This window comes from Nonomuraea thailandensis, from assembly GCF_024172165.1.
Taxonomy (GTDB): domain Bacteria; phylum Actinomycetota; class Actinomycetes; order Streptosporangiales; family Streptosporangiaceae; genus Nonomuraea; species Nonomuraea thailandensis.
Map to the genome: position 1 here is coordinate 77,124 of NZ_JAMZEB010000001.1, position 26,183 is coordinate 103,306.

The 26,183-nt window shown below is 70.5% G+C and carries 26 protein-coding genes; 23 read left to right on the forward strand and 3 right to left on the reverse strand.

What is annotated here, in order from left to right; translation table 11 throughout:
• Window positions 1-253: 253 nt before the first annotated feature.
• The 9 genes from HD597_RS00335 (at window position 254) to HD597_RS00375 (ending at window position 9,980) form a co-directional block, all read left to right on the forward strand.
• Window positions 254-1,078, forward strand: a complete 825-nt coding sequence (locus HD597_RS00335) for an SAM-dependent methyltransferase (protein WP_253739432.1) — start codon at window positions 254-256, stop codon at window positions 1,076-1,078.
• A gap of 32 nt (window positions 1,079-1,110) precedes the next feature.
• Window positions 1,111-1,407, forward strand: coding sequence for a hypothetical protein (locus HD597_RS00340; protein ID WP_253739434.1), 297 nt, complete (start codon window positions 1,111-1,113; stop codon window positions 1,405-1,407).
• 181 nt (window positions 1,408-1,588) lie between these two features.
• On the forward strand, window positions 1,589-1,744 hold the full coding sequence (locus tag HD597_RS00345) for a hypothetical protein (RefSeq protein WP_253739436.1): 156 nt from the start codon (window positions 1,589-1,591) through the stop codon (window positions 1,742-1,744).
• A gap of 409 nt (window positions 1,745-2,153) precedes the next feature.
• A complete protein-coding gene (gene fxlM / locus HD597_RS00350) occupies window positions 2,154-3,386 on the forward strand; it encodes a methyltransferase, FxLD system (RefSeq protein WP_253739438.1) in 1,233 nt (410 codons plus the stop codon).
• A gap of 56 nt (window positions 3,387-3,442) precedes the next feature.
• Window positions 3,443-3,640, forward strand: coding sequence for an FxLD family lanthipeptide (locus HD597_RS00355; protein ID WP_253739439.1), 198 nt, complete (start codon window positions 3,443-3,445; stop codon window positions 3,638-3,640).
• A gap of 82 nt (window positions 3,641-3,722) precedes the next feature.
• Window positions 3,723-6,758, forward strand: a complete 3,036-nt coding sequence (locus HD597_RS00360) for a lantibiotic dehydratase (RefSeq protein WP_253739441.1) — start codon at window positions 3,723-3,725, stop codon at window positions 6,756-6,758.
• Window positions 6,755-7,930: a lanthionine synthetase C family protein gene (locus tag HD597_RS00365; RefSeq protein ID WP_253739442.1), complete on the forward strand. Its 1,176-nt coding sequence runs from the start codon at window positions 6,755-6,757 to the stop codon at window positions 7,928-7,930. Before HD597_RS00360 ends, HD597_RS00365 begins: the two co-directional genes overlap by 4 nt.
• Window positions 7,912-8,880, forward strand: coding sequence for a thiopeptide-type bacteriocin biosynthesis protein (locus HD597_RS00370; protein ID WP_253739444.1), 969 nt, complete (start codon window positions 7,912-7,914; stop codon window positions 8,878-8,880). Before HD597_RS00365 ends, HD597_RS00370 begins: the two co-directional genes overlap by 19 nt.
• 2 nt (window positions 8,881-8,882) lie before the next feature.
• Window positions 8,883-9,980 (forward strand): hypothetical protein, encoded by a 1,098-nt coding sequence (locus HD597_RS00375; protein WP_253739446.1) that lies wholly within the window; start codon window positions 8,883-8,885, stop codon window positions 9,978-9,980.
• A gap of 70 nt (window positions 9,981-10,050) precedes the next feature.
• Here the strand turns inward: HD597_RS00375 and HD597_RS00380 are convergent, their stop codons facing one another.
• Window positions 10,051-10,200, reverse strand: coding sequence for a hypothetical protein (locus HD597_RS00380; protein WP_253739448.1), 150 nt, complete (start codon window positions 10,198-10,200; stop codon window positions 10,051-10,053).
• Window positions 10,201-10,433: 233 nt separating this feature from the next.
• Between HD597_RS00380 and HD597_RS00385 the strand changes: the two genes are divergently transcribed.
• The gene (locus HD597_RS00385; RefSeq protein WP_253739450.1) at window positions 10,434-11,096 is read left to right on the forward strand and encodes a hypothetical protein; all 663 of its coding nucleotides are present in this window, start codon (window positions 10,434-10,436) and stop codon (window positions 11,094-11,096) included.
• Here the strand turns inward: HD597_RS00385 and HD597_RS00390 are convergent, their stop codons facing one another.
• Both HD597_RS00390 and HD597_RS00395 read right to left on the reverse strand, forming a co-directional pair.
• Window positions 11,097-11,249 carry a hypothetical protein gene (locus HD597_RS00390; protein ID WP_253739451.1) on the reverse strand — a complete coding sequence of 51 codons (153 nt, stop codon included), beginning with the start codon at window positions 11,247-11,249 and terminating at the stop codon, window positions 11,097-11,099.
• An 850-nt stretch (window positions 11,250-12,099) separates the two neighbouring features.
• Window positions 12,100-12,858, reverse strand: coding sequence for a hypothetical protein (locus HD597_RS00395; RefSeq protein WP_253739453.1), 759 nt, complete (start codon window positions 12,856-12,858; stop codon window positions 12,100-12,102).
• Window positions 12,859-13,113: 255 nt separating this feature from the next.
• Between HD597_RS00395 and HD597_RS00400 the strand changes: the two genes are divergently transcribed.
• The 13 genes from HD597_RS00400 (at window position 13,114) to HD597_RS00460 (ending at window position 25,426) form a co-directional block, all read left to right on the forward strand.
• A complete protein-coding gene (locus HD597_RS00400; RefSeq protein ID WP_253739455.1) occupies window positions 13,114-14,010 on the forward strand; it encodes a YihY/virulence factor BrkB family protein in 897 nt (298 codons plus the stop codon).
• A gap of 546 nt (window positions 14,011-14,556) precedes the next feature.
• Window positions 14,557-15,018 (forward strand): hypothetical protein, encoded by a 462-nt coding sequence (locus HD597_RS00405; RefSeq protein WP_253739457.1) that lies wholly within the window; start codon window positions 14,557-14,559, stop codon window positions 15,016-15,018.
• A gap of 206 nt (window positions 15,019-15,224) precedes the next feature.
• Window positions 15,225-16,898: a ParB/RepB/Spo0J family partition protein gene (locus tag HD597_RS00410; RefSeq protein ID WP_253739459.1), complete on the forward strand. Its 1,674-nt coding sequence runs from the start codon at window positions 15,225-15,227 to the stop codon at window positions 16,896-16,898.
• A 57-nt stretch (window positions 16,899-16,955) separates the two neighbouring features.
• A protein-coding gene (locus tag HD597_RS00415; protein ID WP_372513317.1) for an IS5 family transposase occupies window positions 16,956-17,770 on the forward strand; the annotation gives its coding sequence in 2 pieces (ribosomal slippage) (window positions 16,956-17,310 and window positions 17,310-17,770; 816 coding nt in all).
• Window positions 17,771-17,960: 190 nt separating this feature from the next.
• Window positions 17,961-18,305 carry a hypothetical protein gene (locus HD597_RS00420; protein WP_253739461.1) on the forward strand — a complete coding sequence of 115 codons (345 nt, stop codon included), beginning with the start codon at window positions 17,961-17,963 and terminating at the stop codon, window positions 18,303-18,305.
• Window positions 18,302-18,955: a hypothetical protein gene (locus HD597_RS00425; RefSeq protein WP_253739463.1), complete on the forward strand. Its 654-nt coding sequence runs from the start codon at window positions 18,302-18,304 to the stop codon at window positions 18,953-18,955. The genes HD597_RS00420 and HD597_RS00425 overlap by 4 nt, the downstream gene beginning before the upstream one ends.
• Window positions 18,956-19,055: 100 nt before the next feature.
• On the forward strand, window positions 19,056-19,907 hold the full coding sequence (locus HD597_RS00430) for a hypothetical protein (RefSeq protein WP_253739465.1): 852 nt from the start codon (window positions 19,056-19,058) through the stop codon (window positions 19,905-19,907).
• Window positions 19,908-19,975: 68 nt separating this feature from the next.
• Complete coding sequence (locus tag HD597_RS00435; protein WP_253739467.1) at window positions 19,976-21,118, forward strand: DUF932 domain-containing protein; 1,143 nt, start codon at window positions 19,976-19,978, stop codon at window positions 21,116-21,118.
• A gap of 57 nt (window positions 21,119-21,175) precedes the next feature.
• Window positions 21,176-21,646 carry a hypothetical protein gene (locus HD597_RS00440; protein ID WP_253739469.1) on the forward strand — a complete coding sequence of 157 codons (471 nt, stop codon included), beginning with the start codon at window positions 21,176-21,178 and terminating at the stop codon, window positions 21,644-21,646.
• Between the two features lie 95 nt (window positions 21,647-21,741).
• Window positions 21,742-22,842 carry a DUF3560 domain-containing protein gene (locus HD597_RS00445; RefSeq protein ID WP_253739471.1) on the forward strand — a complete coding sequence of 367 codons (1,101 nt, stop codon included), beginning with the start codon at window positions 21,742-21,744 and terminating at the stop codon, window positions 22,840-22,842.
• Between the two features lie 92 nt (window positions 22,843-22,934).
• The gene (locus HD597_RS00450) at window positions 22,935-23,609 is read left to right on the forward strand and encodes a hypothetical protein (RefSeq protein WP_253739473.1); all 675 of its coding nucleotides are present in this window, start codon (window positions 22,935-22,937) and stop codon (window positions 23,607-23,609) included.
• Window positions 23,610-23,637: 28 nt separating this feature from the next.
• Window positions 23,638-24,246 carry a vWA domain-containing protein gene (locus tag HD597_RS00455; protein ID WP_253739475.1) on the forward strand — a complete coding sequence of 203 codons (609 nt, stop codon included), beginning with the start codon at window positions 23,638-23,640 and terminating at the stop codon, window positions 24,244-24,246.
• An 85-nt stretch (window positions 24,247-24,331) separates the two neighbouring features.
• A complete protein-coding gene (locus tag HD597_RS00460) occupies window positions 24,332-25,426 on the forward strand; it encodes a DUF4192 domain-containing protein (protein ID WP_253739477.1) in 1,095 nt (364 codons plus the stop codon).
• Window positions 25,427-26,183: the final 757 nt, after the last annotated feature.

The following is a 26,183-nucleotide window of genomic DNA, read 5'->3' on the forward strand; positions in this document are numbered from 1 at the left end:
CGGCCGACCGGCCACGGCGCAGACGATCACCCTGGACATCCAGGGGCCGGCTGCGCTTGTGGGAGCTGTTCGTAAGCAGCGCGTCATCCGCAGGCTGCCCTCGCTGCGTCCCCGCCGCCCCGACTGGGCCATCGATCGACCTCACGATGAACCCGGCCGGGAAGGGTGGGGCGCTGCTCTTCAGCAACCCGTCATGGTGCAGAACCCGGAAGCTCAGAGCGGACTCAACGCTCCTGGACATGATCGAGGCCCCATGACCCCGAAGCGCGATGAACGTACCTCCTCGCCCCCATCCGGCGTGGATCCGAACACGCCCAGCATCGCCCGGGTCTATGACTACTTCCTGAATGGCAGAGACAACTTCGCCGCCGATCGAGACCTGGCCGAGCAAGTTCTCAAGGTCGCTCCGAACGCTCGGACTACGGCCCAGGCGAATCGAAGCTTCCTGGTTCGTGCGACGGAAGCCGTCGCCCGGGCTGGCATCAGGCAGTTCGTTGATCTGGGTACCGGTGTACCGACGTCGCCGAACGTGCACGAAGTGGCGCAGCGGGTCAATCCGGAAGCGCGCGTGGCGTATGTCGATAACGATCCGATCGTGCTGGTCCACGCTCGCGCCCTGCTGTCTGGGACTAGGTCCGATGTGATCACGATCGAGGGTGACCTTCGGGCTCCCAAGGCAGTCTTGGACCATCCCGAGCTGCGCGCTCACATCGACTTCGCTCGGCCGGTGGCAGTCCTGCTGGTCGCGGTGCTGCACCTGCTGACCGACGAGGACGGTCCGGAACGGCTGGTGGAGACCATCCGCGACCAGATGGTGCCGGGCAGCTATCTGATCTTGTCGCACCTATGGGACGACCCGGACGGTGTCGCACGGGCAGGTGCCGATGAGTACGCGCACCGCAAGGCCAGCGCTCCGGTCGTGCCGCGAACGACGGAGGAGATCCGGCGGTTCTTCGACGGCTTCGAACGGATCGATCCCGGCCTCGGCCATCTGGACCAGTGGCGGCCGACCGAAGACATGATCAACGCGGGGAACGACGACCGATTCGGCCTGTGCGCCGTGGGCCGCAAGCCATGAGCGCCGCCCACCTGACGCTTGAGGGAGCCGACATGAATGTGATCATCGATCCGGAGACCGGCTGCTGGTGGGCGGCTCAGCTTGAGCAGGAGGTCCACCACTGGTGGCAGATCCTGTGGGAACCCGGCGGCCAGCACCTCACCGCTTACTTCCGAGGGCACTGGGAGGAAGGCGGCGTCTACCGCAAGGGGCGTGACCCCCACGAGCTTTGGCCGCTCATGCGTGACATCCAGAACAAGGCCCGCCAGCGCGCGGCCGTCGAGGCGCTTCCGGTGCCCCCCGTCCTCGTCGAACGTCTCCCTGACACCCTGTGGAACGCAATCGGGTGATGACACGACATGGCCGATAAGGCAACCCACGCACTGCGGCGCGGACTGAACTGTCCCTCGGAGTCCATTCCCTCTTGGTCCGCGCCGCCTACACCTCGTGGCCCGCGCCGGAGCCCTTGTCCGGCATGGGCCACGAGTTCCACAATCCACACCACCCGGCCCGCGGGAAGGGGTCACCGCCATGAACGAGATCATGCTTACTGCCCTCCGTCTCCAGCGCCCCGGCTGGCGCAAGAGCGGCAGCGCCGACGAGACCAGCCCCGCCGCGGACAGCGACCAGCCGCAAGCAGCCGACGACCCGCCAGACCAGGCGGCCGACGGCCGGCCTCCGTCGTAGGCCATTCGGAGGCGCTCCGGTGGATCTGATCGTGCTCGTGTACGGAAATCCCTGGACGCCCGCTCGGCCGCCGGACGCCACCATCCGCCCCGGGCTCGTGCGGCCCTTCATCGTGGCCGGCCTGATCCTGCTACTCGTGCTCAGCAGCAGGAGACCCAGCCCGGATACCGTCCAGGTGCAACTGCTCGCGCAGGCCGTCGTTCACGTCTCGACTTTCCGGCCGAGCCCGCGGTACCCATGCCCGGTCGGAAGGCGCTGGCAGCCGCCCTCACCGGGAGGGCCTGCCGCCTGCCACCCCCGGCGTGTCCGTTGGACAGGGCCGCCCGGCCCCGCCACGGTGAACCCGCGCCGTACCAAGCCCTTCCGCACCATCCACTGACCAGGACACACATCACAGGGAGATCGTCCAGTGAACGACGAGACCACCGACCAGGCGCAGGCCGCCGAACTGCGGGACAAGCTGGCGGACGAGCTCACCGCGGCGGGCCACATCCGGTCGGCTCAGGTCGACCAGGCGTTCCGCACCGTGCCCCGGCACGCGTTCGTGCCGGCCGACACCCCGCTGGAGGTGACCTACCAGGCCGACAGCGCCGTGGTGACCAAGCGGGACGAGAACGGCAACGCCATCTCGTCCGTCAGCGCCGCGTACGTCCAGGTCGCGATGATCGAGCAGGCCGAGCTGGAGCCGGGCATGCTGGTGCTGGAAATCGGAAGCGGTGGCGTAAACGCGGCGATGATCGCCGAGATCGTCGGGCCGGACGGACACGTCGTCAGCGTGGACATCGACCCGGAGGTGACCGCTCGCGCCTCCGAACTGCTGGCCGCCAACGGATACGCGAGCCGGGTCACCGTCATGGAAGTCGACGCCGAGCACGCCATCCCCGGGTTCGATCGGTTCAACGCGATCATCGTGACGGTCGGCGCGTGGGACCTGTCCCCGGCCTGGCTGCGCCAGTTGGCCCCCAGCGGCACACTCGTGGTGCCATTGCGGATGAACGGCGTCACCCGCTCCATCGCGTTCCGCCGCACGAACGACCACCTGACCAGCACGTCGTCCGTGGTATGCGGGTTCGTCCCCATGCAAGGGCATGGCCAGCACGCCGACAGGGAGTTCCGGCTCCGCGACCCCAACGGACACGCTGTCACGCTCCGGTTCGACGACGGGGCACCCGACAACCCCGCGATGCTGGACGGCGTTCTGGAGAGCGAGCGCACTGAGCTGTGGTCTGGCGTCACAATCGAGCACGGCGTGTCGTTCGCCGACCTGCACCTGTGGCTCGCGAGCTTCCTGCCCGGCTTCTGCAAGCTGGCCGCCGAGGAGGGAACCGAACTCGCCCAGGAGCGCAAGACGTGGTTCCCGTTCGCCGGAGTGCACGGCAGCTCCTTCGCCTACCTGTCGGTGCGGCCCGCTCTGGAAGGCGCAGGCTCGGAGTTCGGCGCTCGCGCCTACGGGCCGCACGGCCAGGAGGCGGCGATCGCCCTGGTCGAGCAGATCCGGGCGTGGGACGAGCAGGCCAGGAACCACGCCGAACCCACGTTCGCCTACTGGCCGACTGGCCACGCCCCCGCCCACCTGCCCGAGGGCACGGCGAGGCTCAACAAGACGCACGGCCTTGTCACGATCTCCTGGCCCACCGGCTGAGCACACCTCAGCGGGCCAGGCTGCCCCACACCCAACCCGATAAGGAGTGTGATCCGATGGCTCCACCGGCGACCCTCGACGCGCCCAAGGTCCTGCACCCCGCAGACGCCGTAGCCGACGACGAGTTCGAACTGGACATGCGCGTCGTGGAGGCCACCACACCGCTGGTCACCATGATGTGCGCCACCGACGACGGGTGCGGCACCACGTGCAGCACCAGCGCGTGCACCACCAGCTCCAACGACCCTTCCTGAACCACTCTCTGCCGCCCGGCGCCCACACCCCGCGTGGGCGCCGGCGGCGCGGCTCACCACCGACCCCCTGAGAGGGATCACGATGAGCATCCCCCCGCGCTACCGGCACACCGGCCTGGTCATGGTGCGAGCGAGCACCGACCCCGGCGACCTCGAACTGCCGACCCTCCTCGATCTGCGCGACCCCGCCACCATCCAGCAGGAAGGCCGCACGTGGCTGGCGAAGGTGTGGGCCCACGGCGAGGTGCGCGAGGCCCTGCAGATGGCCAGCCCCGACCTCGCCGCTCGCATTGACCCCCTGCTCGACTCTGCAGCCCCGCCCGCCGGCGACGTGCGCCGCGCCGTCATGGCCACCGCCTCCTACCTGCTGCGCTGGCAGCGCCGCCCGACCCCGTTCGGGCTGTTCGCCGGAATCGCGATCGCCGCCATCGGGCCCGCGAGGGCCGACATCGGCGCCCGGCACCGCGCGTACGCGCGAGTGAACGCCGGCTGGATCACCCACCTGGCCGACGAGATGGAGCGGCATCGCAGCCTGCGGCCGCGCCTGATGGTGATCGCTGACAGCTTCGGGATCGCCCGCGACGGCCGCTTCGTCGTCCTCGCGCGCGCGGACGACGCCCGGCTCCCCGGCCCGATGCGCGAGGTGTCCGTGCGGCTGACCCGGCCCGTGCAGATCGCGCTCAACGCCGCCGCAGCACCGATCCGGTTCGACCAGCTCGCCGCCGAGCTGACCGCGCGCTTCCCCGGCACCCCTGAGGAGAAGATCCTCACCCTGCTGCACGCGCTGGTGGACCAGCGCATCCTGATCACCAACCTGCGCCCGCCGATGACGGCCGCCGACCCGCTCCACCACCTGATCGACGTGCTGCACGAGGCGGGCGGCGCGGACCTGGCCGACGTCGGCCGGCTGCTGCGCCACCTCGAACACGTCCGCGACCTGCTGACGCGGCACAACACCGCCGCCCCCGAGCGGGCCGCCGCGCTCCGCGCCGCCGCCCGGGTGCAGATGGCCGGGCTCGCGCCGGGCACCGGCCTGGCCGCCGACGTGACACTCGACGCCCGGATCGCCGTCCCCGACGTCGTGCTGCAGGAGGCCGCCCGCGCGGCCACCGTCCTGCTGCGGCTGGCCATCGAGCCGTTCGGCCGCACGGCCTGGATGGACTACCACGCCCGGTTCCTTGCCCGGTACGGCCCCGGCGCCCTGGTCCCGGTGAAAGAGCTGGTGGCCGACTCCGGGCTCGGCTACCCCGGCGGCTACCTCGGTGCACCCCGCGCCCGGCCCACCTGGCGGACGATCACCGACCGCGACGCCACCCTCCTGGCCCTCATCCAGGAAGCCGCCCAGACGGGGGCCGACGAGATCACCCTCACCGACGCGGACGTCACCGCGTTGACCGTGGGCGACCACGACACCGTGGTGCTGCCCCACCGCATCGAGATCGGCGTCACCCTCTCCGCCCCCTCCACGGAGGCGATCAACCGGGGAGAGTTCGACCTGCGCATCACCGCCAACCCGCGCGCCCACACCAGCATGACCGGGCGGTTCGCTCACCTGCTGGACGACGACGACCGCGCCCGGCTGGCCGACTCCCACAGCGCAGGGGCCGACGCCGTGGTGGTGCAGCTGTCCTTCCCGCCCCGCCGCCCCCGCAACGAGAACCTCACGCGGGTCCCGCCGCTCCTGCCCACCGTCGTCCACCTGGGCGAGCACCCCACCGACGGCGACGTGATCGGCATCGAGGACCTGTCGGTCACCGCCGACTCCACCCATATGCACCTGGTGCAGCGCTCCGCCGGCCGGCGCGTCATTGCCCGGCTCCCTCATGCGCTGGACACCACCGTCCAGATCCCGCCGCTGGCCCGGTTCCTTGCCGAGGTCGCCGACGCCCGCGCCGCCGCCTACAAGCCGTTCAATTACGGCGCCGCCCGCACCCTGCCGCGCCTGCCGCGCATCCGCTACCGGCGCACCGTCCTGGCGCCCGCCCGATGGCTGCTCACCACCGCCGACGTGTCCGGCGACGGGCAGGGCTGGGACGCGGCCCTGAAGGCGTGGCGGCAGCGGTGGCGCACGCCGGCGCGCGTCCTGCTCTGCCACGAGGACCTGCGTCTCCCGCTCGACCTCGATCAGCCGATGGACCGCGCCGTCCTCCAGGCGCGGCTGGAGCGGGCAGGGAAGGTCGAGCTTCAGGAAGACGACCCGCCGCACGGGCGGGGCTGGATCGGCCGACCGGCCGAGCTGCTGATCCCCATGACCGTGGTCAACCCGCCGCGACGCAGCCTCCCGACGACTGCGGCCCCGGGCGCTACCACGCTGGTGTGCGCACATCTGGTCGGCAACCCGGCCCGGTTCGACGACATCCTGGCCCGGCACCTGCCGCCGTTCGCCGACGAACTCGCCGACCTGATCACGGCCTGGTGGGTGCGCCGGCACCGCGACATGATCCAGCCCGATACTGACCAGTACCTTGCCGTGTACCTGCGGCTGGCCGACCCCGGCCAGTACGGGCTGGTCGCGGCACGGCTGGCTGCGTTCGCCGCCCGGCTGGCATCGCTCGGCCTGCCCGCGCAGCTCGCCGTCATCACCTGCCGCGAGCAGCCCGGCCGGTACGGCGAAGCCGCGGCGCTGGCGGCGGCCGAGCAGGCGTTCGCCGCCGACACCCGGGCCGCCATCGCGCAGATCCGCGTGGCCGACGCTGCCCGGCTGCCTGGCCAGGCGCTGGCCGCCGCGTCCATGGCGCACCTCGCCGCCGCGTTCGCCCCCGACGCCACCATCGGCTGGCGGGCGCTGGTCGGCTGCCTGGAGCAGCAGACCGGCCCGCTGGACCGCGCGCTGCGCGACCATGCGCTCTGCTGGGGCGACCCCGCCCAGGATTACCAGGCCGTGCGCGCCGTCCCGGGCGGCGACGCCGTCGCCACCGCCTGGCGGGCCCGCGATGCGGCGCTGGCCGCCTACCACCGCGCCCTTGCCGGGCAGCGCGACCCGGCCACCGTGCTGCGCGCCCTGCTGCACGACCATCACGTGCGGGCCCTCGGCGTCGACCCGGAATACGAAAAGACGACAGGCCGCCTCGCCCGGGCAGCCGCCCTGCGCTGCCTCGCTCTGGCAGGTGCGTTGTGACCGGCCCGGCACCGGAGCCGGTGGAGCTGAGCGAGCATGAGAGGGCGAGTCAGTCCCTCACCAGGCCGACCGCCGCGAACGCGCTCCTACACATCGAGCGGGCCCTGTTCGGCACCGGAAAGTGGGCGAGCGCCGACGCGCACGTCCGCAAGGCCACCGCCGGGCCGATCGACAGCGCGCCGCACGCCGGCCTCTACTACGGGGTACCGGCCGTCGCGTTCGTCCTGCACGCCGCCCGCGATGGTCACCCCCGCTACCAAGCGGCAGCCCGCAGCCTCGACAAGCACGTGGCACGGCTGACCCAACGCCGGCTGGCCACCGCCGCCGAACGGATGAGAGGGCGAGTGCCCGCCGCGTTCGCCGAGTACGACCTGTTCCGCGGGCTCACCGGACTCGGTGCGCTGCTGCTCCTGCGAGCCCCCGGCAGTGACCTGCTCGGTGCCGTCCTCACCTACGTGACCTGCCTGACCCAGCCGCGCCGCGTGGACGGCGTGGAACTGCCGGGCTGGTGGGTCGATCACGACCCGGACCCGCTCGCGCCGACGCCGGGCGGGCACGTCAACCTCGGCCTCGCGCACGGCGCGGCCGGCCTGCTCGCGCTGCTCTCCCTCGCCTCCCTGCGCGGGTGCACGGTGCCCGGCCAGAGCGGCGCGATCGAGACCCTGACCGGCTGGTACGACCAGTGGCGGCAAGACTCGTCGGACGGCACGTGGTGGCCGCAATGGCTCACCCGCGAGGACCTCCACACCGGCCACACCTCCCAGCGCAGCCCGGGACGGCCCTCGTGGTGCTACGGCACGGCCGGGATCGCCCGCGCCCAGCAACTCGCCGGACTCGCCACCAGCGACCCCGTCCGGCGCGGGATCGCCGAGAAGGCCATGGCCGAATGCCTGACCGACCAACAGCTTCAGAAGATCACCGAGGCGGGGCTATGCCACGGCATGGCCGGCGTCTACCAGACCGCCTACCGGGCCTCCCTCGACGCCTCGAACCCGGCGATCGGGAGCCGCCTCCCCGCGCTCGCACCCGCACTCACCCAGCGCGCAGCGACCAGCCAGGACGACGCCAAGGGGCTCCTGGACGGGCCCGCCGGGGTGGGCCTGGCCCTGGAAACCGCACAACACACCACACCCCCACGCTCTGGATGGGACGCATGCCTCCTCATCACCTGACCACCACGCCGCCACACCAGCTCGCCAACGGCGTCCTCGCCCTCCTCGCCGGAGCAGACCTGGACACCGCCGCCGCCGACGTCGGCGTCGAGCCGGCCGACCTCGACGAAGCCGCCACGGCGTACCAGGCCGCCGGGCTCACCGCGCTCGAACAACGCGCCGAAGCCGGCTGGTACCAGCTGCGCGTCCAGTTCCCCGACTGGGACGACGCCGAGACGATCGGCGCCCACGAGCTGGGGCCGCGCCTGGAGCAGCTCCACGCGGACGGAACGATCAACGGGTGGTGGTTCCTGCGCAAACCCCCCGGCTGGCGGCTGCGGCTGCGCGACGCCGACCGCGACGCCGTTGACGACGTGTTCGACGAGCTGCTCGCGGCTGGGACGATCGTCCACTGGTGGCCGACCGTGTACGAGCCCGAAACCGCCGCGTTCGGCGGCCCAGCCGGGATGCAGGCCGCACATGACCTGTTCTACGCCGACAGCCTCGGCGTCCTCGACTACGCCCGCCAGGCCGCCCCCGACCTCGGCCGCCGTGAACTGTCCATCGTGCTGATCAACGCCCTGCTGCAGGCGGCTGGACTGGACTGGTTCGAGCGTGGCGACGTCTTCGCCCGGGTCGCCCAGCTACGGCCCGCGCCCGCCCTCGCGGACGTCGGCCAGGTGGAGAAGCTGTCGGCCAACGTGCGCACGCTGCTGGCCGTCCCCGCCCAGGCCGACGGCGATCCGTTCGCGCCGGGCGGGCTCGCCGCGTTCGCCTCACCGTGGCTCACCGCGTGGCAGGCCGCAGGCAACGAGCTCGGCCGCGCCGCCGCCGAGGGCCGCATCTACCGCGGCCTGCGCGCGCTGCTCACCCACGTCGTGATCTTCCACTGGAACCGGCTCGGCCTGTCGGCCACCACGCAAGGCATCCTCGCCCGCGCGGCCGTCTCCGCCTTCCTGCCCGAGAGCTGACCATGGACCCTGTCACGCTGCACGCCGCCGCCCGCCGCTTCCCCCTCGTCGGCCACGCCCGGCCCGGCCACCCGCCGCTGCCCGACCGGATCCAGGAGATCGCCGCCATCGCCGAGACCGCGGCCCGCCCCGGCGGTGACGCCCTGCACGAGGGGGCGCACGCGCTCAACAAGGCCGCGCTTCTGGCCAGCGACTGCGGCCTGCCGGGCCTGGCCCGGGACCTGTGCTGGCAGCACATCAACATCTACCGGGGCGCTGGTCGCCCGCTGACCGTGACCCGCGCCCGGTACATGCTCGAACCCGTCCACAACCTCGCCCGGCTCCAGATCCGCGCCGACGACGGGCAGCACGCGCTACGGCTCCTGGACGCGATGTACCAGGCGGTCACCAAAGACACCGACCTGGTGATCGGCCATCGCACTCTGCCGCTGACCCACCTCACCGGCGCCCCGAGAGAACGGCACAAGCTGCGTGAATGGGTGTGGCGGCAGTACCTCGCGGACGGCATCCGTGCCCTGACGCTCGCCGGCCGCTGGGATGAGGCGGTCACGCACACCAGAGCACATCAGGGGATCGGCCTGCACCTCATGGACGGACGGCAAGTCGAGATCATCGCCCACTGCCTGCGCGGCACGCTCGGCGCAGCGCAGGCCCTCCTGGAGGAGGGCACGCCCACGGAGCCCTGGGAGCAGCAGGTCGCTTCCTGCCTGCGCGTCATGTGCGCGGAACCGGACGGGAAGGCAGCCAGCCAGGACGTGGCGGCCATGGTCGGCCAGTTCTTCGGCGACGAACCGAGGCCCGGCTTCGTGGTCTTCCGGACCCGGCTCGGGCTGACCGTCGCCACCCTCGCCGACACCTCGGCGTCCAGTCGCGTTCTCGCTCAACTGGCCGTCGAGGTGATCGAGTCCGGCGACGGGTACGCCGCCCGGGAACTGCTCAGGCACCGCTCCTTGGACGGCGTGTCGGATGCGCAACGCGAGGCGTTGACCGACCTGGTGGCGGTCTCCGGTCTGGAGTCTGGGGCGCTGCCGGCGCCGCTGCTCGCTTCGCTCACGCACTCGGTGAAGATCGCAGGCGAGGCGCTGACCGCGGCCCTGTGACTATCCGATGGCCAAGAGGACGACGCTTCCAGCACGGCCAGGGCGGCGCGGTGCATCTCATCCAGCCGCATCAGCTCCGGCTCGCGAACCCCTGCTCGGCGGGCCTGCGGACGATGTCGGCGATGGCCCGTTCGACGGCTTCGCAAGTGTTGCCGCGGCTGATGCCGAGTTGGTCGGCGATCCGCTCGTAGGTGAGGCCACGGGCGCGCAGCCGGCACACCCGGTGTCTCGCTCGGCGGTCGCGGAGCCGCGGGTGTAGCGGCCGCTACCGCCTCTCATACCTGACACGCCATCCTCCAATTAACGTCGTCATGCCCCAGTGTGGCGGCATGATTACGTGTCGGCCGTAACGGCCTCCTTTGGTTGGCTGATGTCCTCGTGGGCCGCGAGCGCTCCCCTCCAACGCCTTGTTGCCGCACCACCCCGCCTTTTCTCCGCTGGAAGGGATCTCGGATGAGCGTTTTCACAAGGATCGCTGGCTTTCTCCTCGCACTCGATGGGGCCGACCCTGTGGCGCGGCCTGTGGATCCGAGACGAGACGCCAACAGGCTGCGAGCGATCGTGGATCGGCACCGACACAGCGGACACCTGGTCCTTCACACCGGCGACGTGTGGGCGGAGATGAGCGACGACCTGTTCGGCCCGGAACACCGCGGAATCGGAGTCAACTCGGGCGGTATCGAACAACGCCACTGGGTCTACAAGCAGATGCTGAACCTGGCGGAGGAGGGTCGGCTGGTCGAGGATCCGGAACACGGAGGCCCGCACGGTCAGTTCTGGCATACGAGCACACCGATCGCTCGGATCATCAACGCCTCAACCGAGTTCCGGCAGGCGATGCAGCTCACTGAGGAGCAGTTGGAGGACGAGGGGCACGACGAGTTGCGAGCTGCACTCGCGGAGGCAGAGGGGACGATGAAGGCGTTGAAGGAGACCGCGAAGGCGTATAGCTACGGCAAGGGTGTTTACCCTCGTGGCGGGTCAGGCCGGCATTTCCTTCGGTACGGGCCCGAGGACAAGGTCGGATGCATCTGCGGCTGGGAGGGGCCGGCGTGCGACGGCGTCGATCAGGCGCGTGCTCAGTGGCGGCTTCATGTGCCTTCGGCACGCCGCTGATCAGTCTGTTCTGAGCTTGGCGAGGTTGAGCCATTCGGCGACGGTGAGCTGGTAGGCGCCGGCCGGGACGTGGACCAGCAGGTGGTGGGGGATGACGAGGACGCCGTCGGCGACGGGCAGCACGTCGCATGGGAGGGGTTCGGCGCCTGTCACGCGATGAATTTCGCGCCTGATCGCAACCCGTTTCGCCAAAGCGACGGTCAGCGGTCGATGGCCTCACGAAACCGCTACAACGCCTGGTGGAAGCTGGCATGGGCCTTGGGGAACCGGCGTTTCGGCTCGCCGACGGCTGCGGCAAGACGACCGACGGCGTCGGCGAGGTCCCGGGCGGCGGCCCCGCCACATGCTGATGGAGATCAGCACGCGTGTGGTGCGGTCGAGTTGCGGTGTCAACACCCCGTGCAGTGCGGCGAGAGTAGCTCGCTTGTCAAGCTCGTCGTCGCGGGCGACGTCCGCCAGCCGGCCTTGCCATCCGCCGCTCGGCCGGCCTGCAGGGAAGACTCGGAGGAGCCTGACCACGGTGATGTAGAGCCTGTGTGGTTGTGACCAGGCGGCGTTGCAGGCGCTGGCCACGCCGGACAGGGTGACGGCGGCGGCGAGAACTTCTGCGAGTGCCTGCTCGCGGGCTCGGCGGTCGTCGGCGCGGTTGCGGAGCCACTGAATGCCTTGGGCGATGAGGGTGGAGGCGAGTGTGCCGCCTGTCCCGATGTAGGCTATGAGTATAATGTCGGTCACGAGCTGTCACATTAGGTGGCCGGTGGCGGCGTCTTCTCGAGGCGGCCAGTTGATCACCGGTGTACCGCTGGTAGTAGATGCGGACGTGGCCGCCGCCGTCACCTTCCCGGTAGACGGCCACCTCGGTGTACGGGGTGCCGTCGTCAACGAACCCGGTGTACAGATTGGTCCAGTCGCCTGCTTGCGGGGTCCATTGCGGGAACGCGAGCTGTCCGGCGTGGTCGCGGAGCGCAGCGACCCATTTGTCTTCCCCCGTGCTGCCCATACTTCACGGTGCCAGGGCTGGCACCAAGAGCAGGTAAAGCGGTTGGCGGTCAGCGTCTCCAGTGTCCACCGCGGCAGGTGTACATGCGTCCACTGGAGGAGAAACCTGTGGCGCCTGGCGTACCACAGAAGCCTCCGGGGTGGACGTTTCCGCTGTAGAACACGGCGGTGCCCGTAGGGTCGCCGGCTGAAACAAGGTGTAGCCAGTAAAAGGGCCCCGTAGAACAGAGCGTCGCCCACGCGGCACTGACGCAGTTTCGAAGTCCTCCAGAACGGCGTCGTTGAGGTCGAGGAGGACGTCCGGCCAGTGATGGGTGTTGGGGTCAGCGCGGCGGCGTTGCCACCAGCGGCGGACGGGCAGGTCCTGGTAGCGCAGGTGGTCGGCCAGGATACGTTGGGCGGTCAGACGGACCTGCCGCTCCTCGTGCGGGTCACGCCCAACTGACGAAGCGACGACGCCGGCAATGGCGGCGCTGGGGACGGCAGGCTCGTCGGCCGCATTCGGGTCCGGCGGCTTGGCAAACGGCATCCTCAGATCCGCGCAGATGACATCGACGATGGTCTGCCGGAGCTCCGGAGTGTCCTGGGCGAGGCGTTCCAGGGCATGCAGGCCCGCAAGGTGGACCGAGGCCTTGTCGCTGCCGAGTTGGTCGGCGGCCTTCGTGTAGAGCTCGGTCACCCGGCGTTCGGTCGCGTCGTGCGTGGTGTGCGCGGCGGCCAACTCTTGGTGCCGCTGGCGGCGGACGGCCAGCAGCAGTGTCACCCGCTGCGCCGACGCCCGCTCCGGGCCGCCAGCGCGGTTCGGACGGTCTCGATCCGCGCGCGGGGAGTTGTTCAGCGGCGGGGACCGTAGGCGGGCTTTTCAGGCTTCGAGCCGGGGCGTTTGAAGAATAAGATCCGCATCACGGGTAAGTCATCCGTCCTACCGGCTTCTCACGACGGCACGGTGAGCAATCTTCTGTGAAACGACTGCGGCGCGCGATCACGGCGGCATCCCGCCGACGTACCGGCCCCGGCCATGAGGGCGGCCCGGCGCTGGGCCGGCCGGATGGCGGCGGGCTGGAAGCGAGCCAGGAGCCGGCACGGCTGGCTGGATCACACGGTGCGGGCCCTGATCCGCTACGACGAGGCCGACGCCGGCCGGCTGTCGGCCGCCCTCACCTACTACGCCTTCTTCGCCACCTTCGCCTTGGCCCTGCTGGGATTCGCCGTCCTCGGCCGCGTCCTAGATCAGCCGGCGGTGCTGGCCGAGGTGCAGCGCTACCTGAGCGACACCTTCCCGCGCTTGGACGTCCAGGCGCTTCGCGACGCCGGAGGAACGGCCGGGCTGGTGGCCTGCGTGGTGCTGCCGCTGACGGGCCTGTTCTGGATGAACACGCTGCGCTCGGCGACCAGGGCGATCTGGCGGCTGGAGGAGTATCCGGGCAGCTTCTTCCTGCGCCAGATCATCGACCTGGGCATCGTGGCGGGGCTCGGAGCGCTGCTCTCACTGTCGCTCACTGCCGCCTTCGCCGCCGAGTGGGTGCTGACCTGGCTCGCGGTGAACACCGTGGGCGTGGAGGCACCCCCCACCCGCTGGATGCTGTCGGTGGCGGCGTTCGTGCTGGGCATCGGGGTCAACACCTTACTGGCCATGGCACTGCTCACCGCGCCACCACGGCTGCACTTACCGCTGCGCCGAGTGATCGGGCCGGCGCTCGTCATCACGATCGGCCTGGAGATCCTCAAGACCCTCGGCCAAGCCGTGCTCAACCTCACTGCTGCCAACCCCGCCTACCAGGTCGTCACCGGCGCGGTGGCGATGCTGCTCTTCCTCAAGGTGCTGAACCAGCTCATCCTGTTCGCCACCGCGCTGGCGGCCACCAGCACTACCGGAGACGTCACCGACTTGGCCACTCGGCCCGGTCCGCCGTGACGTCGAGGTGCGTCAGCACCCGACGCAGGATGGCGGTTCCGCCGAACGCTTCACCATTCTGCCCGTCGACGGGCGTGAGCTGCGATCAGCTCCGGCGATGAGCTTTGCTCAGAACGCCCATATCCGTCCCCGAACCGGTGGCGTTGACCAGCAGTGTCCGGCTACCTGGCTGCAGGCAGGATGCACCGGCAATCCTCGTCGCCGATGGTCCCCGTGCCTCGCCCCAGAAGACCTGCCCCATGTCGATCCGGTGCTGCCTGTGGTGTGGACCTCTCCGTCCCGGTCGTGCCGATCGTGCGCCGCCGTCCCCGGCTCCGGCAATCCGGGTTCTCGCCCGATCGCAGGCATGGGCGGCGAGTGGGGTGGTCTCAAGATCTTTTGCTGCGCAAAACATCTTGAGACCACCCCACCACCCGGATTGCCGGAGCCGGTCCCGTCGTCGCTGTATCGGCTCACCGGGACGGGGAGCCCCACTCACACAGGGCGCCCCGCCAACGACGACGCAGGTGCTGCGGCACTTCGTCGCATCAGGCCAAGGGAGCGCACATGGACGACATGCAGATCAGCTTCACCGGACGCATCGCCTACGACCCGAAGTTCTGGCCTGCCGCCGACGACAAGCCTGCGATGTGGTCGGCCCTGGTCGAGGTGGCCGGTCCGCCGACGCAGGGCCGTAACGGCACCTACGTGCCGACCCGCCGGATCGAGGTGATCGCCCACGGTCTGGACGCCGTCCGCGCCAGCGAGTCCTACCACGTCGGCCATGTCATCACCGTCCAGGGCCGCGATCTGATCGCCCGTGCCTACGAGACCAAGGACCGCCACAACAGGCCAGTCGTTCGCGGCGTCGTCCAGGTGGCCGCCAAGACCCTGGCCATGTCGACCCGCTATGACCCGGTCCGCCAGCAGCCCGGCACCTGGCCGCCGGCGTCGTCACCGCGCCTGGTCCAGGGCGCGGCACCCTCCACCGTCGAGGAAGACCAGGCCGAGCCCGCTCCCGCCACCTGATCGCGCCAGCACGCGAGCGGTCCCCCACCTTGGGGGCCGCTCGAAGGCGTGCCTGGACCTGACGAGGGCTCTGCACGAAGCCGCGCCCCATCCACCCCGCGCCTCTGCCTCAGATCGAGCACGCCTCGGTCCAGCACCTGAACCCACTTCACGATCGCATCTGTCCGCCCTGCTGAAGGGAGTTCCATCTCGTGTCAGCTGTCCCCATGGATCTGCCGGATATCGCCCAGCCGGAGAACCTCCACCTGTTGCACATCCCGCTGAAGTACCTGACGCACTTCCCGGACAACGTCCGCGAGGACTACGGCATCACACCGGCCTTCTGCAAGTCGCTGCTCGCCAAGCAGCAGGTCGTCCTCACCGCGATCCCCATCCCGGACGACCACGACCGCCAGGACGGAGAGGAAGCATTCCTCTTCTGGGTGATCAAGGGCAACCGCCGCCTCGAAGCCGGACGCAAGCTCGGGCTGGAGACGATGCTGTGCCTGGTCGACCTCACGATGATCGGCGACCGGGCGGGCCTGTTCATCGACCAGCTCGTCGAGAACGACGGCGACTTCCGCCTTCCGCTGTCGGCCTTCGAACAAGCCCAGGCCCTGTTCCAGGCGCACCAAGCAGGCGCCAGCCGAACCGCGCTGCGCCGGCGCACCGGCCGTACCAGGGAGCAGATCACGGCCGGCATCAAGGCCGGACAGATCAGCGAGCAGACCAGACGCGCCGCCCGAGCCATGGACTACGCCTGGACGCTGGACGATGTCGCGCTGCTGGCCGAGTTCGACGGCGATGAGCAGGCGCTGGCGAAGATTCAGCAGCGCATCGATTGGGGTCACCCCGTCGCCTACGCCGTCGAATCGGTTCGTGACGAACTGGCCGAGCAAGCCGCCCACACCAAGCTCATCGCCGAGCTGGAACAGGGCGGCGTCCGCGTCACCGAGTCCCGGCCACCGGAGGCGTTGCTACTGGACAGCCTGGCCAGGCTGGTCGACGGTTTCGACCCCGACCCGGCCCAGCACGCCTCCTGTCCGGGGCACGGCGCGTTCTTCTATAGCTACAACAAGACCCAGCCGGAGTACTTCTGCACCACTCCCTCCGAACACGGCTACGCCCCGCCCGCGCCCTCGACCACCACCACAGCGGCGGTGTCGGCAGCCTCGGCCAGCGGGTCCGCCAAGCCCAGCGGGGACGAGCCGTCGCGCAAGATCGTGATCGAGGGACGCAACGCCTGGCCGCGCGCCGGCACCCTGCGCCAGCAGTGGCTGGCGGAGTTCTTCCAGCGCAAGAGCGCGCCCAAGCCGGTGCTGGCTTTCGTCACCCAGACGCTGCTGGACATGCCAGGCCCGGTGCGTGACTTCCTGACGGCGGCGCACCGCAGCCCGCTGTACGCCGAGTTCGGCGGCCCGACCGACCTCGACCAGGCGCTGCGAGGCGCTTCGGCCGGGCAGCAGGCCATGATGTTGCTGCGGCTCATCGCGGTGGCGTTCGAGCACCAGATGACCAAGGCCAGCCAGGACTGCAAGAACACGTGGCGGCCGGATAAGTACAGCCCCTGCTCAAGGGCGGATGCGGCCTTGTGGCTGCGGTTCCTGGTCACCACGCTGGGGCCGGAGCTCGGCGCGCGGACGATTCAGCCCTACCAGTCGGCCCCGATCGAGCGAGCGCTGATCGACGGCACCCCCTACCGGGGAGACGTCCCCGCCGATCAGACCGAAGTGGTAGGGGAGGAGCCCGCCGAAACCGAGCCGGAGACGACCGAGGTCGTGAAGATCGGACGCGAGGACGGCGACGGACACGACGACGCTTCCAGCGAGCTGAGCGAGCCCGCGCCATCGCCCGATGACGAGCCGATCCTCCTGCACGATCTCCTCGCTAAGAGCGCCTAACAGAATGATCTTTGTTGTGCTTTGATCTCTCGCTGTAGCCGAGCGGGAGGAGAGCGGGTGGCCAGGCTGAAGCCGTGGGAGGTCAGCGACGAGCTGTGGGCGGTGATCGAGCCGTTGTTGCCGCAGCGTCAGCGGCGGTTCCGGCATCCGGGACGCAAGCGGCTGGATGACCGGCTGGCGCTGCAGGGCATCTTGTTCGTGCTGCACACCGGGATCGCTTGGGAGCACCTGCCGCAGGAACTCGGCTACGGCTCGGGCATGACGTGCTGGCGGCGGCTGGCCGAGTGGAACGCCTCCGGCGTGTGGCAGCGGCTGCACGAGATACTGCTCGATCGGCTGCGGGCCGCCGACGTGCTCGACTTCTCCCGCGCCGCGGTGGACTCCTCGCAGATCAGAGCGTTAAAAGGGGGGCGCAGACCGGCCCATCCCCGGTCGATCGAGGGCGGGCCGGCAGCAAGCACCACCTGATCACCGACGCCACCGGCATCCCGTTGGCCGTCATCTTGACCGGCGCCAACCGCAACGACGTCACCCAACTGCGCCCGCTGCTGGAGGCCATCCCGAAGGTGCGCGGCAAGCGCGGCCGGCCTCGCCAGCGTCCCGACGTGGTGCTCGCCGACCGCGGCTACGACCACGACAAGTACCGCGCCCTGGTGCGCGAGCTGCAGATCCGCCCGCTGATCGCCCGACGCGGCACCGAACACGGCTCCGGCCTGGGCAAACAGCGATGGGTCGTCGAGCAGACCTTCGCCCTGCTGCACGCCTTCCGCCGCCTGCGCATCCGCTGGGAAGTCCGCGCCGACATCCACGAAGCCTTCCTCAAGCTGGCCTGCGCACTTATCTGCTGGCGGCGCCTCACTTCATTGCGTTAGGCGCTCTAAGGCCCCTTCCAGCCAGGACCTGGTCGAGGTGTCGCCCTTCGACGAGGCGGGCCAGGACGCCCAGAGCGGCGGCGGCCTCGGCGACGCCGAGGCGGCCTAACCCCTTCCGAGCTCCGGTCTGGTCCTGGACGCTGCGGGCCAGGACCAGACCGGCCCCTCCCCTGAAGAGAGCTTCACCACCATGACCGACACCGCACCCCCATGCTTCTTCCAGATCAAGGAGTCAGCCCAGAATTACGCGGACGCCGGCCACGACCCCGGCTGCCGAGCCTGCACCAGCGGCACCACCGAGTCCCGGGCCACGTGGACCATCTGTCTGCTGCAACCGTGTGGCGGCGGATGCGGTTGCCTGATGCTGCTCAACCACGCCGACGCCGTCCACGACAGCAGCCGCGCCGGCGACTGGACGGGACGCTACGACAGCATCGAACAGATCGCCGATCCGGCTCTTCGCCAGCACGCTCAAGCCCTGCTGACCGGCGCGCACCTCGCTCCGCCACCGACCCTCACGCCGAGCCGGCCATGACCAGCCGGCTGGCGGTGCCGGTCCGGCTGAACACGGCACCGACCCAAGGCGGGCTGGTCATCCCGTACATCACCATCCGGCACCGCGACGGACGCGCTCACTTCAGCACCAACGACCCCCGCCGCCATCACCAATGCCTGCTCCAGGCGCGGTGCAGCGTGTGCGGTCAGCCCCTGGCCGACCGCCGCGACCGACAACCGATGGCGAGCCTCGCCGAGCATACGTTCGTCCTGCTCGTACGCCCCAGTGACCTCCTGCGGGGGTACAGCAGCGAGCCCGGCCTGCACGCCGAGTGCGCCGCCTACGCTGAGCGCGCCTGCCCCATGCTCAACGGCAGCCGCACGCACTACCGCCGCGCCCTCGATCTGGAATCCGACCGATGCGCCGACCCGGCCTGTGAGTGCCGAGGGTGGGCCAACGCCGCCGACATCCAGGCCCGAGCCGGCGCCCGCGCCTCCGCCTTCTACCGGATACGCAGCCCACTCCACGCCTACCAGCTGCACCAGGAGACACCTGGCCGGGCGCGAGGCGTCCGGGTCGATCCCCGATCCGCGACCACGGCACGGCTCGTGACGCCGGGCAACCCCGACGAGCTCGAGACGGCTCGCATCCTGCTGCTCGGCCTGCCCTGGCAGCAGCCCTCCTGTTGAACCCCGTTCTCTGATCCCACACCGCACCGCACCGCCCGCCACCGCACCGCGTCCGGGCCCGTGGCCGGGGCGGTACCGACTCATGCCCGTAGGGAGTTCGATGTCCTGCCGTACGTACGCCCGCCACTTGCCCCTGTCCATCGGCGGTGAGCTCGCCGTGCAGTCCGACCCCGGACCGCGCCCGTGGAACGTCCACCGCGTCTGCCCGGCCGGATACCGCGCCAGCTTCGCCGTGTCGATCTGCGCAGGTGACAGCGTCGATGCCGACAAGGAACGCGCCCGCGCCCACGCCCGGATCGCCTCCGAAACCAGCGCGGTCGCCGCCGCCCACACCGCCAACGCCGCCGCCGGCCTCTACGCGGGCCGATGCGCCCTGGAGACCAGCGTCGCCGACGAGGGCCTGCCGTTCTCGCCGGAGACCACCAGCATCGTCGACTCCCTGCTCACCGCGGTGGTCACCGACTGGACGGTCGATCTGTGCTGGGTGGGGGAGCGGGTGAACGCGTTCGCCCTGACCGGCGACCTGTCCCTGCACGCGCTGATCCACCCACGCCCCGAGCAGCGAACATGGCCCTTGCACGCGGTCCGGCCGGTCCGCCGGCAGCAGGTGTGGCGTGAACCGCCCGGTGGCGGCCTCCACGACGAGCGCATCCTCAACATTCGCAGGCTCTTGCTGTGCTCCGACAGCCTCACCCTGCCGCTCGGCACGGCCGACCTCACCCGGCTCCTGCGCCGCCCTTACTCCGCCGCCACGGCCTGCGGGCAACTCATCGACGCCGCCACGCAACGTGGCGCGCTCGACAACCTCACCGTCGCCGTCATCGACCTGCCCACCCTCGATGCCGCCGATACCGCTCAGGCCCTCGCGCCCCGGCAGCGGCCCGTTCCCGCCCCGCCAGGCGAGCCCGCGCGGCTCGACCACCACGCCTCCCCGCTGCTGCGCGCCGCCTGACCTCCATCCGCCGCCACGAGGTCACGTTAGCCGCACATCCCGACCGCCCGCCCCGAAGGGTTTCCCCCATGACGATCGCCGCACCGCTGCCGCCCCTGACCCTGCGCCACGCGACCCTGGACGACCTGGTCGACGTGCTGCGCGCCCAGCACGCCCGGAAGATCGACGTCATCGTCCCGGCCGAGCGCCTGCGCGCCGTGGGCACGCACCTCGAGCTGGCCGGCACCGAACCCCTCGTCAGCGAGGACGGCGTCACCGCCACCGCCGGACGGTACCTGCCCACCGCGCACTGCGACCAGGACATCGCCACCAAGCTCGGCATCCCCGCCCCGTATCTGCGCCGCACCCGCGAAGAGCACCCCCGCCTGTACGAGGCCAACATCAACGGCTGGCTGCAGGCCGACCCGCACCGCCGCTTCCTGTTCCGCGCCCTGGCCGGCAACGGCCGCACCGGCATCGGCCGGGCCCTGCTGTCCAACAGCTACAAGGTCATCGACAACCTCGACGTGCTCATGGCCGCCCTGGCCGGCATCAAAGACAGCGGCGTCGCCGTGCAGATCGACGGCGCCGACCTCACCGAACGCCGCATGTTCCTGCGCGTGGCCTGCGAACAGATCCAGGCCTACGCCCCGGACCTGGTCACCGGCTACCGCAGCCCCTTCTCCGGCGCCGACGCGGCCGCCCACCCGGTCGTGTTCGCCGGCTTCCTGCTGGCCAACAGCGAGACCGGCGACGGCGCCTTCACCATCACCCCCCGGCTGACGCTGCAGGTGTGCCGCAACGGCATGACCATCAACCGGGACGTGATGCGCGAGATCCACCTCGGCGGCCGCATGGACGACGGAATCGTGCGCTGGAGCGCCGACACCCTGGCCAAGACCATGGCACTGGTCACCGCCCGGGCCCGCGACGCCGTGCGCACCTTCCTGGACGTCGGCTACGTCCGCGCCAAGATCGCCGAGCTGAGCCGCGAGGCCCGCGTCGAAGTCGCCGAGCCCGACAAGACGATCGCCTTCGTCGCCACCAAGCTGTCCTTCACCAAGGACCAGCAGCAGCTCATCCTGCAGCACTTCATCAAGGGCGGCGCCATCACCGCCGGCGGCGTCATGCACGCCGTCACCAGCGCCGCCCAAGTCCTGGGCGACGCCGAGAAGGCCTTCGAGCTGGAAAGCCGCGGCGTCGAGGCCATGCACCTGGCCGCCGCCCTCTGAGCCAGCCACCCCACACACACCCCCCTCCACCACAAAGAGAAGGGACACCCGCCTGTCATGTCCATCCGCATTGTTCCGCTCACCGGTGCCGCACTCGCCTGGCACGGATACGACCTCATCACCGCCCCCGACTGCGCCACCTGGGACCAGACCACCTGGCGGTCCCACGAGCGCCGCGGCACCGTGGGCTGCTACGGCAGCCACCTGGCGCTCGCCGCAGGCGGCCGCTGGCTCGCGCGCATCGACGCCGACCGGCAGGAATGGATCGCCGCGCAGCCCGTCACCGCCACCGACACCGCGCACCTGAACGGATCCGTCGAGCAATACCTGATCGCCGAGCTCGGCGATCCTTTCCACCTGCTGGAGACGGTGCGCGGCAAGAAGGTCATCCACGTCCGCTTCCGAGCGGCGCGCCTCATCGGCCTGGAGCCCGAAGAGCCCCACGAATACGGCGGCATCTTCGACCCCCGGCTCACCGCGACCGCCCTGGCCGACCTGATCGAGCGACGGGTCGGCCCGCGCCCCTGACACCCCCTCCGCACGCCGCGCGGCGGCGCCCCAGCCTGCCCGGGAGGCGCAAGGGGCGCCGCTGCCGCTTCGGCATCTGGTGAAGGAAGGACCCTGTGATCACCATCCATGTGTCGCCCGCCCACGGCATCATCGTCACCGGAACCAGCCGAGACCAGCACAACCTGCTTGGCAGCCGCCAGCGCGGCGGTCTAGGCCTGCGATGGTCCGACCGCATCGACCACCAGGGCCGGCACGGCGCCTGGTACGAGCCCCACTCCCGCGATCGGCACCCTAGCCAGCATCGCGACCGCGTGCAGGAGATCGCCGCTGCGCTGCAGGCCGCCGGCCTGCCGACCGCCATCGACATCACCGAGCACGCCCGCCCCACTGAGCAGGCCGAGATCGACCTGGGCGACCGCGCCACCGACCGGGCGCGCGCCTACCGCGGCTTCGCCGCCAACGCCGCCGCCCGAGCCGAGCAGCACCATCAGCAGGCGGCAGCGGCCACCCGCAGCCACTACCCGCCCGGCCAGCCGATCCTGCTCGGCAGCTCACGGCAGCACGCGCACGAGAAGGCGATCGAACGCCACCACCCGCACACCCGCCAGGCCCTCGCCGAGGCCGACCGGCACCGGTACGGGATCAGCCGGGCCCGGGCAGCCGAACACCTGCAGCAGCACCGCCGCGACCCCCGGGCCACGCTGCGCCGCCTCGATCGCCTGCAACAACGGCTTCGGCGCGTCGAACGCGAGCTGAGCGGCCAAGCCCACCCCCAGTTCGCCGAACACGACGGACAGGTCGTCTACGGAGACGACGGCGCACCGGTGCTGCAGTGGCAGCCCGCCACCGGCGACTACCGCGACCGGCTCCTCCTGGAACAAGCTCAGCTGTCCGCCAAGATCATCTACTGGGAGGGCGTCGTGGCGCAGGCCGCGGCCGAAGGCGTCAAGATCTGGCGACCGGCCGACTTCCACGCCGGCGACTTCGCCCTCTACCTCGGCACCTGGTACGAGGTGATCCGCGTCAACGCCAAGAGCCTGACCGTCCCCACCGGCCCCCTCGAGGTCGGCCAGCCGATCCTGCGCCGCAGCGACACCGTCGATCGCGCCGGCCAGCCGTCCCACGCCACCGCACGCATTCCCTACGCCGAAATCCAAGACCACATGAGCAGCACCCAAGCCGCCGCGCGGTTCCCGTCCGCCTCAGCCGGCTAACCCGCTCCCACAGCCAGGGCCGGTGCTTCCCTTCTCCGAAGCGCCGGCCCTGCCCCGACACCCGCTACCCGTCCCCGAAAGGGAGGCCCGCCTTGCCCCGCACCGGATCGGCGGCGGTCCCGGTCGACACCATCACGTTGTCCGCCGCACCCTACGGCGACCTACGCCTGCAGGCCCAGCCCAACCCCGCCACCGGCACGCTGCGCTGCCTGCTCCGCAGCACCTTCATCACCGGCGTGTTCCTCCTGGAACCGGCCTTCGACCGCGACAACCCCGACCCCGCCACCACCCGGCTGCACATCCACCACGGCGACGAACTCCCCGCCGGAGCCCACACCGGCACCTACCGGCCCCACCGCCCCCTGATCGACGGCACCATCCACCTGGTCGACTCCACCACCCTCGACGCCCGCACCGCACGCGACCCCCGCCTGCGGATCTACCACCGCGACGCCACCAGCTCCCACCGGCGCGCCCGCGTCCCCGCCCCGGTCGCCCGGCGCGTCGCCACCGTGCTCGCCGCCCTGGCCACCCACTGGCTCCAGCGCCCCGACCTGGACCAGCTTCGCCGCGCCGCCGCCCGCACTCTCCTGCAGCGCATCGGGCTCCACCACAAGCGCGCCACCATCGCCGAACTCGAAGCGCTCATCGCCGACCGCCGCCGCGAACTCGCCGACCAACGCGCCCAGCTGGCCCGCATGACCGCCCTCCTGGCCGACCACACGCCGCCTTCCGCACACTCCCCGAACCCCGCCCAGGCCGCCTGAACACGACCCCGCTCCGAAAGGAACAACCTTGCCGAACCCGACCCGCCGCCACCTCGCCATCATCCTCGACCGCTCCGGCTCCATGAACCGCATCAAAGACGACGCCGAAGGCGGCCTGAAAGCCTTCCTCGCCGCCCAGCAGACCCACCCCGCCGAAACGCTGGTGTCGCTGTACCTGTTCGACCACCGCTACGAGGTGGTCTACGAATACCAGCCCCTGGACGACATCCCGGACCTCGTGCTGCTCCCCGGCGGCAAGACCGCTCTCCTGGACGCCATCGGCACGAGCGTCACCAGGATGAGGGAGCACCTCGCGGCGATGCCCGAAGGGGAGCGACCCAGCGAGATCATCGTGGTCATCCTCACCGACGGCCACGAGAACGCCTCCGTCCGATGGCGCTCACGTACCGAGATCCGCCGCCTCATCGAGGAGCACACCTCCCAAGGCTGGACGTTCCACTACCTCGACGCCACCCCGGACGCCTTCACCAAAGCCGCGCACTTCGGCATCAACCCAGACACCACGCTGCAGTTCAGCACCGACCGCACCCTCGAGGCGCTCACCCGCCTCGGACGCGTCACCTCCCACGGCGAAGACGGCTTCACCGACGACGACCGCGACGCCACCCGCCACTGACGACCCTCCGTGGCCGCGCACCGGACACCAGCGGCCACACCTTCCGGCCCATCCGGCCTATCTCACCCGCTACCGAGGAGGACGCATGCAGCCCTTCCCCAAGCAGCCGGCGACACGGTCAACGATCCGGCTGCGAACCCCGGCCGACCTCATCGCGATCGTGCCCTACCTCATCGGCTACCGACTCGACCAAGGCCTCGTGCTCGTCGCCCTCAAAGACGACATCGTCACCGCCGCCATCCGCTATGACCTGCCCGAGCAGCCACCCGACACCAACGAGCTCGTCAGACAGGGTGTCCACCTCCTGAACCGGAACACCTCTCCTCGGGTCGCTCTGATCGGCTACGGACCGGGGGAGCGGGTCACACCGTCCATGAACGCCTTCTCCCAGGCACTCACCGCACAAGGCATCGACATCATCGACATGATCCGATGCGAGAACGGCCGCTACTGGTCCTACCTCTGCTCGAACCCGGCCTGCTGCCCACCCGACGGCACCCCTTACGACGCCGACAGCAACCATGCCGCCGCCCACGCCGTCCTCGCAGGCCTGGTAGCCCTGCCCGACCAGGAAACCCTCCGGCAGACGCTGCTACCCGTCCAAGGACAAGACCGCGCAATCGTGACCGCGGCCACCGCCCAAGCCCGAGCCCGCGCCGAAGCCAAACTCACCGCCCCAGGCCTCGACGACCCCTACTGGTTCGCCGAAGGACTCCAACACGCCAAGAAGTGCTACGAGCACACCCAAACCGGACGACTCATCCCCGCCGAAGAACTCGCCTGGCTGGGCGTGCTTCTCACCGGAGTCCTCGTGCGCGACCTCGCCTACACCTTGCACCGCCAATACGGAACCGACGTCGCACCACGGCTCTGGACCGAAGTCACCCACCGCATCGACCCGGCCTATGCCGCCGCGCCGGCATCCATCCTCGCCTTCCTCGCCCTACACCGCGGACAAGGAACCCTGGCCCGAATCGCCGCCGAACGCGCCCTGCAAGCGCAGCCGAACTACCCCTTCGCCCACCTCATCCTGGCCACCCTGCCCTCCGGCATCCAGCCATCAGAATCCGACATCGAACTCGACGACCTGGCCAAGACGATCACCAAACAAGCCGCTGAAACGCCCGAGCTCGCCAGGCCGGTGCTTCCTGCCCACCCAGCAGACGACCGGCAACCCTGATCCCTTCCCGTAGACCAGTCGGGTCGTTGCTGCGGCTAGCAGCACGCCAAAGGAGGGTCCGGCCGAAGCGCCGCGGTGTATTGGTCGATGCCTCAGGCCAGGTCACCCACCACATCCAGGGCCAGATGTCGGTCTCCCCGGGAGGTGACCACAGGGGCCTGATGTCGTCGAGATCATCAACGATTCCACCGTAGGCATCTCCGCTGACGACCACCAGCTTGTGGTTCAGTCGGTCGGGCCAGCCAACACCATCGAGATCGGTTACCTGCCCTTCGGCGCTGGCGGGGGTTCTGGCGAGCAGGGCCCGCCGGGTGCGGATGGGGCCAGGCCAATGACATCGCCGTGGGGGTGGCTACATCGCGACCGAGGCCGAAAAGCTCGCCTCCCTCGTTGGCACGCAGAGCGTGCCCGGCCGGTGAGTGAGGTCCTGAAGGATCGGCAGGTGCCACCGGTGCGGCGGGCCCTGATGGACCCGCAGGCCCAAGGGGACCCGAAGGACCCCAGGGCCTTCAGGGCCCGCCTGGCGCGCAGGGTCCCATAGGCGCAGCTGGACCGCAAGGCCCACAAGGCATCCCCGGTGTGCGCGGCGAGACCGGCCCCCAGGGTCCGACCGGGACCCGACCGATCGCAAGGGGCCGGCTGGCGAGCGGGGGCTTCAGGGTCTCGAAGGCCTGCAAGGTCCGGTCGGTCTGGCCGGGGCGACTGGTCCTCCTGGCCCCAAGGGCGGTACCGGGGACCCCGGCCCGCAGGGCGAACT

Coding starts and splice junctions, on each gene's coding strand:
- HD597_RS00435 (WP_253739467.1), top strand. CDS start 19,976: ATGACGATCGCCGCACCGCTGCCGCCCCTGACCCTGCGCCACGCGACC.
- HD597_RS00425 (WP_253739463.1), top strand. CDS start 18,302: ATGACCAGCCGGCTGGCGGTGCCGGTCCGGCTGAACACGGCACCGACC.
- HD597_RS00460 (WP_253739477.1), top strand. CDS start 24,332: ATGCAGCCCTTCCCCAAGCAGCCGGCGACACGGTCAACGATCCGGCTG.
- HD597_RS00375 (WP_253739446.1), top strand. CDS start 8,883: ATGGACCCTGTCACGCTGCACGCCGCCGCCCGCCGCTTCCCCCTCGTC.
- HD597_RS00370 (WP_253739444.1), top strand. CDS start 7,912: ATGCCTCCTCATCACCTGACCACCACGCCGCCACACCAGCTCGCCAAC.
- HD597_RS00430 (WP_253739465.1), top strand. CDS start 19,056: ATGTCCTGCCGTACGTACGCCCGCCACTTGCCCCTGTCCATCGGCGGT.
- HD597_RS00405 (WP_253739457.1), top strand. CDS start 14,557: ATGGACGACATGCAGATCAGCTTCACCGGACGCATCGCCTACGACCCG.
- HD597_RS00400 (WP_253739455.1), top strand. CDS start 13,114: ATGAGGGCGGCCCGGCGCTGGGCCGGCCGGATGGCGGCGGGCTGGAAG.
- HD597_RS00360 (WP_253739441.1), top strand. CDS start 3,723: ATGAGCATCCCCCCGCGCTACCGGCACACCGGCCTGGTCATGGTGCGA.
- HD597_RS00410 (WP_253739459.1), top strand. CDS start 15,225: ATGGATCTGCCGGATATCGCCCAGCCGGAGAACCTCCACCTGTTGCAC.
- HD597_RS00420 (WP_253739461.1), top strand. CDS start 17,961: ATGACCGACACCGCACCCCCATGCTTCTTCCAGATCAAGGAGTCAGCC.
- HD597_RS00340 (WP_253739434.1), top strand. CDS start 1,111: ATGAATGTGATCATCGATCCGGAGACCGGCTGCTGGTGGGCGGCTCAG.
- HD597_RS00355 (WP_253739439.1), top strand. CDS start 3,443: ATGGCTCCACCGGCGACCCTCGACGCGCCCAAGGTCCTGCACCCCGCA.
- HD597_RS00345 (WP_253739436.1), top strand. CDS start 1,589: ATGAACGAGATCATGCTTACTGCCCTCCGTCTCCAGCGCCCCGGCTGG.
- HD597_RS00335 (WP_253739432.1), top strand. CDS start 254: ATGACCCCGAAGCGCGATGAACGTACCTCCTCGCCCCCATCCGGCGTG.
- HD597_RS00440 (WP_253739469.1), top strand. CDS start 21,176: ATGTCCATCCGCATTGTTCCGCTCACCGGTGCCGCACTCGCCTGGCAC.
- HD597_RS00385 (WP_253739450.1), top strand. CDS start 10,434: ATGAGCGTTTTCACAAGGATCGCTGGCTTTCTCCTCGCACTCGATGGG.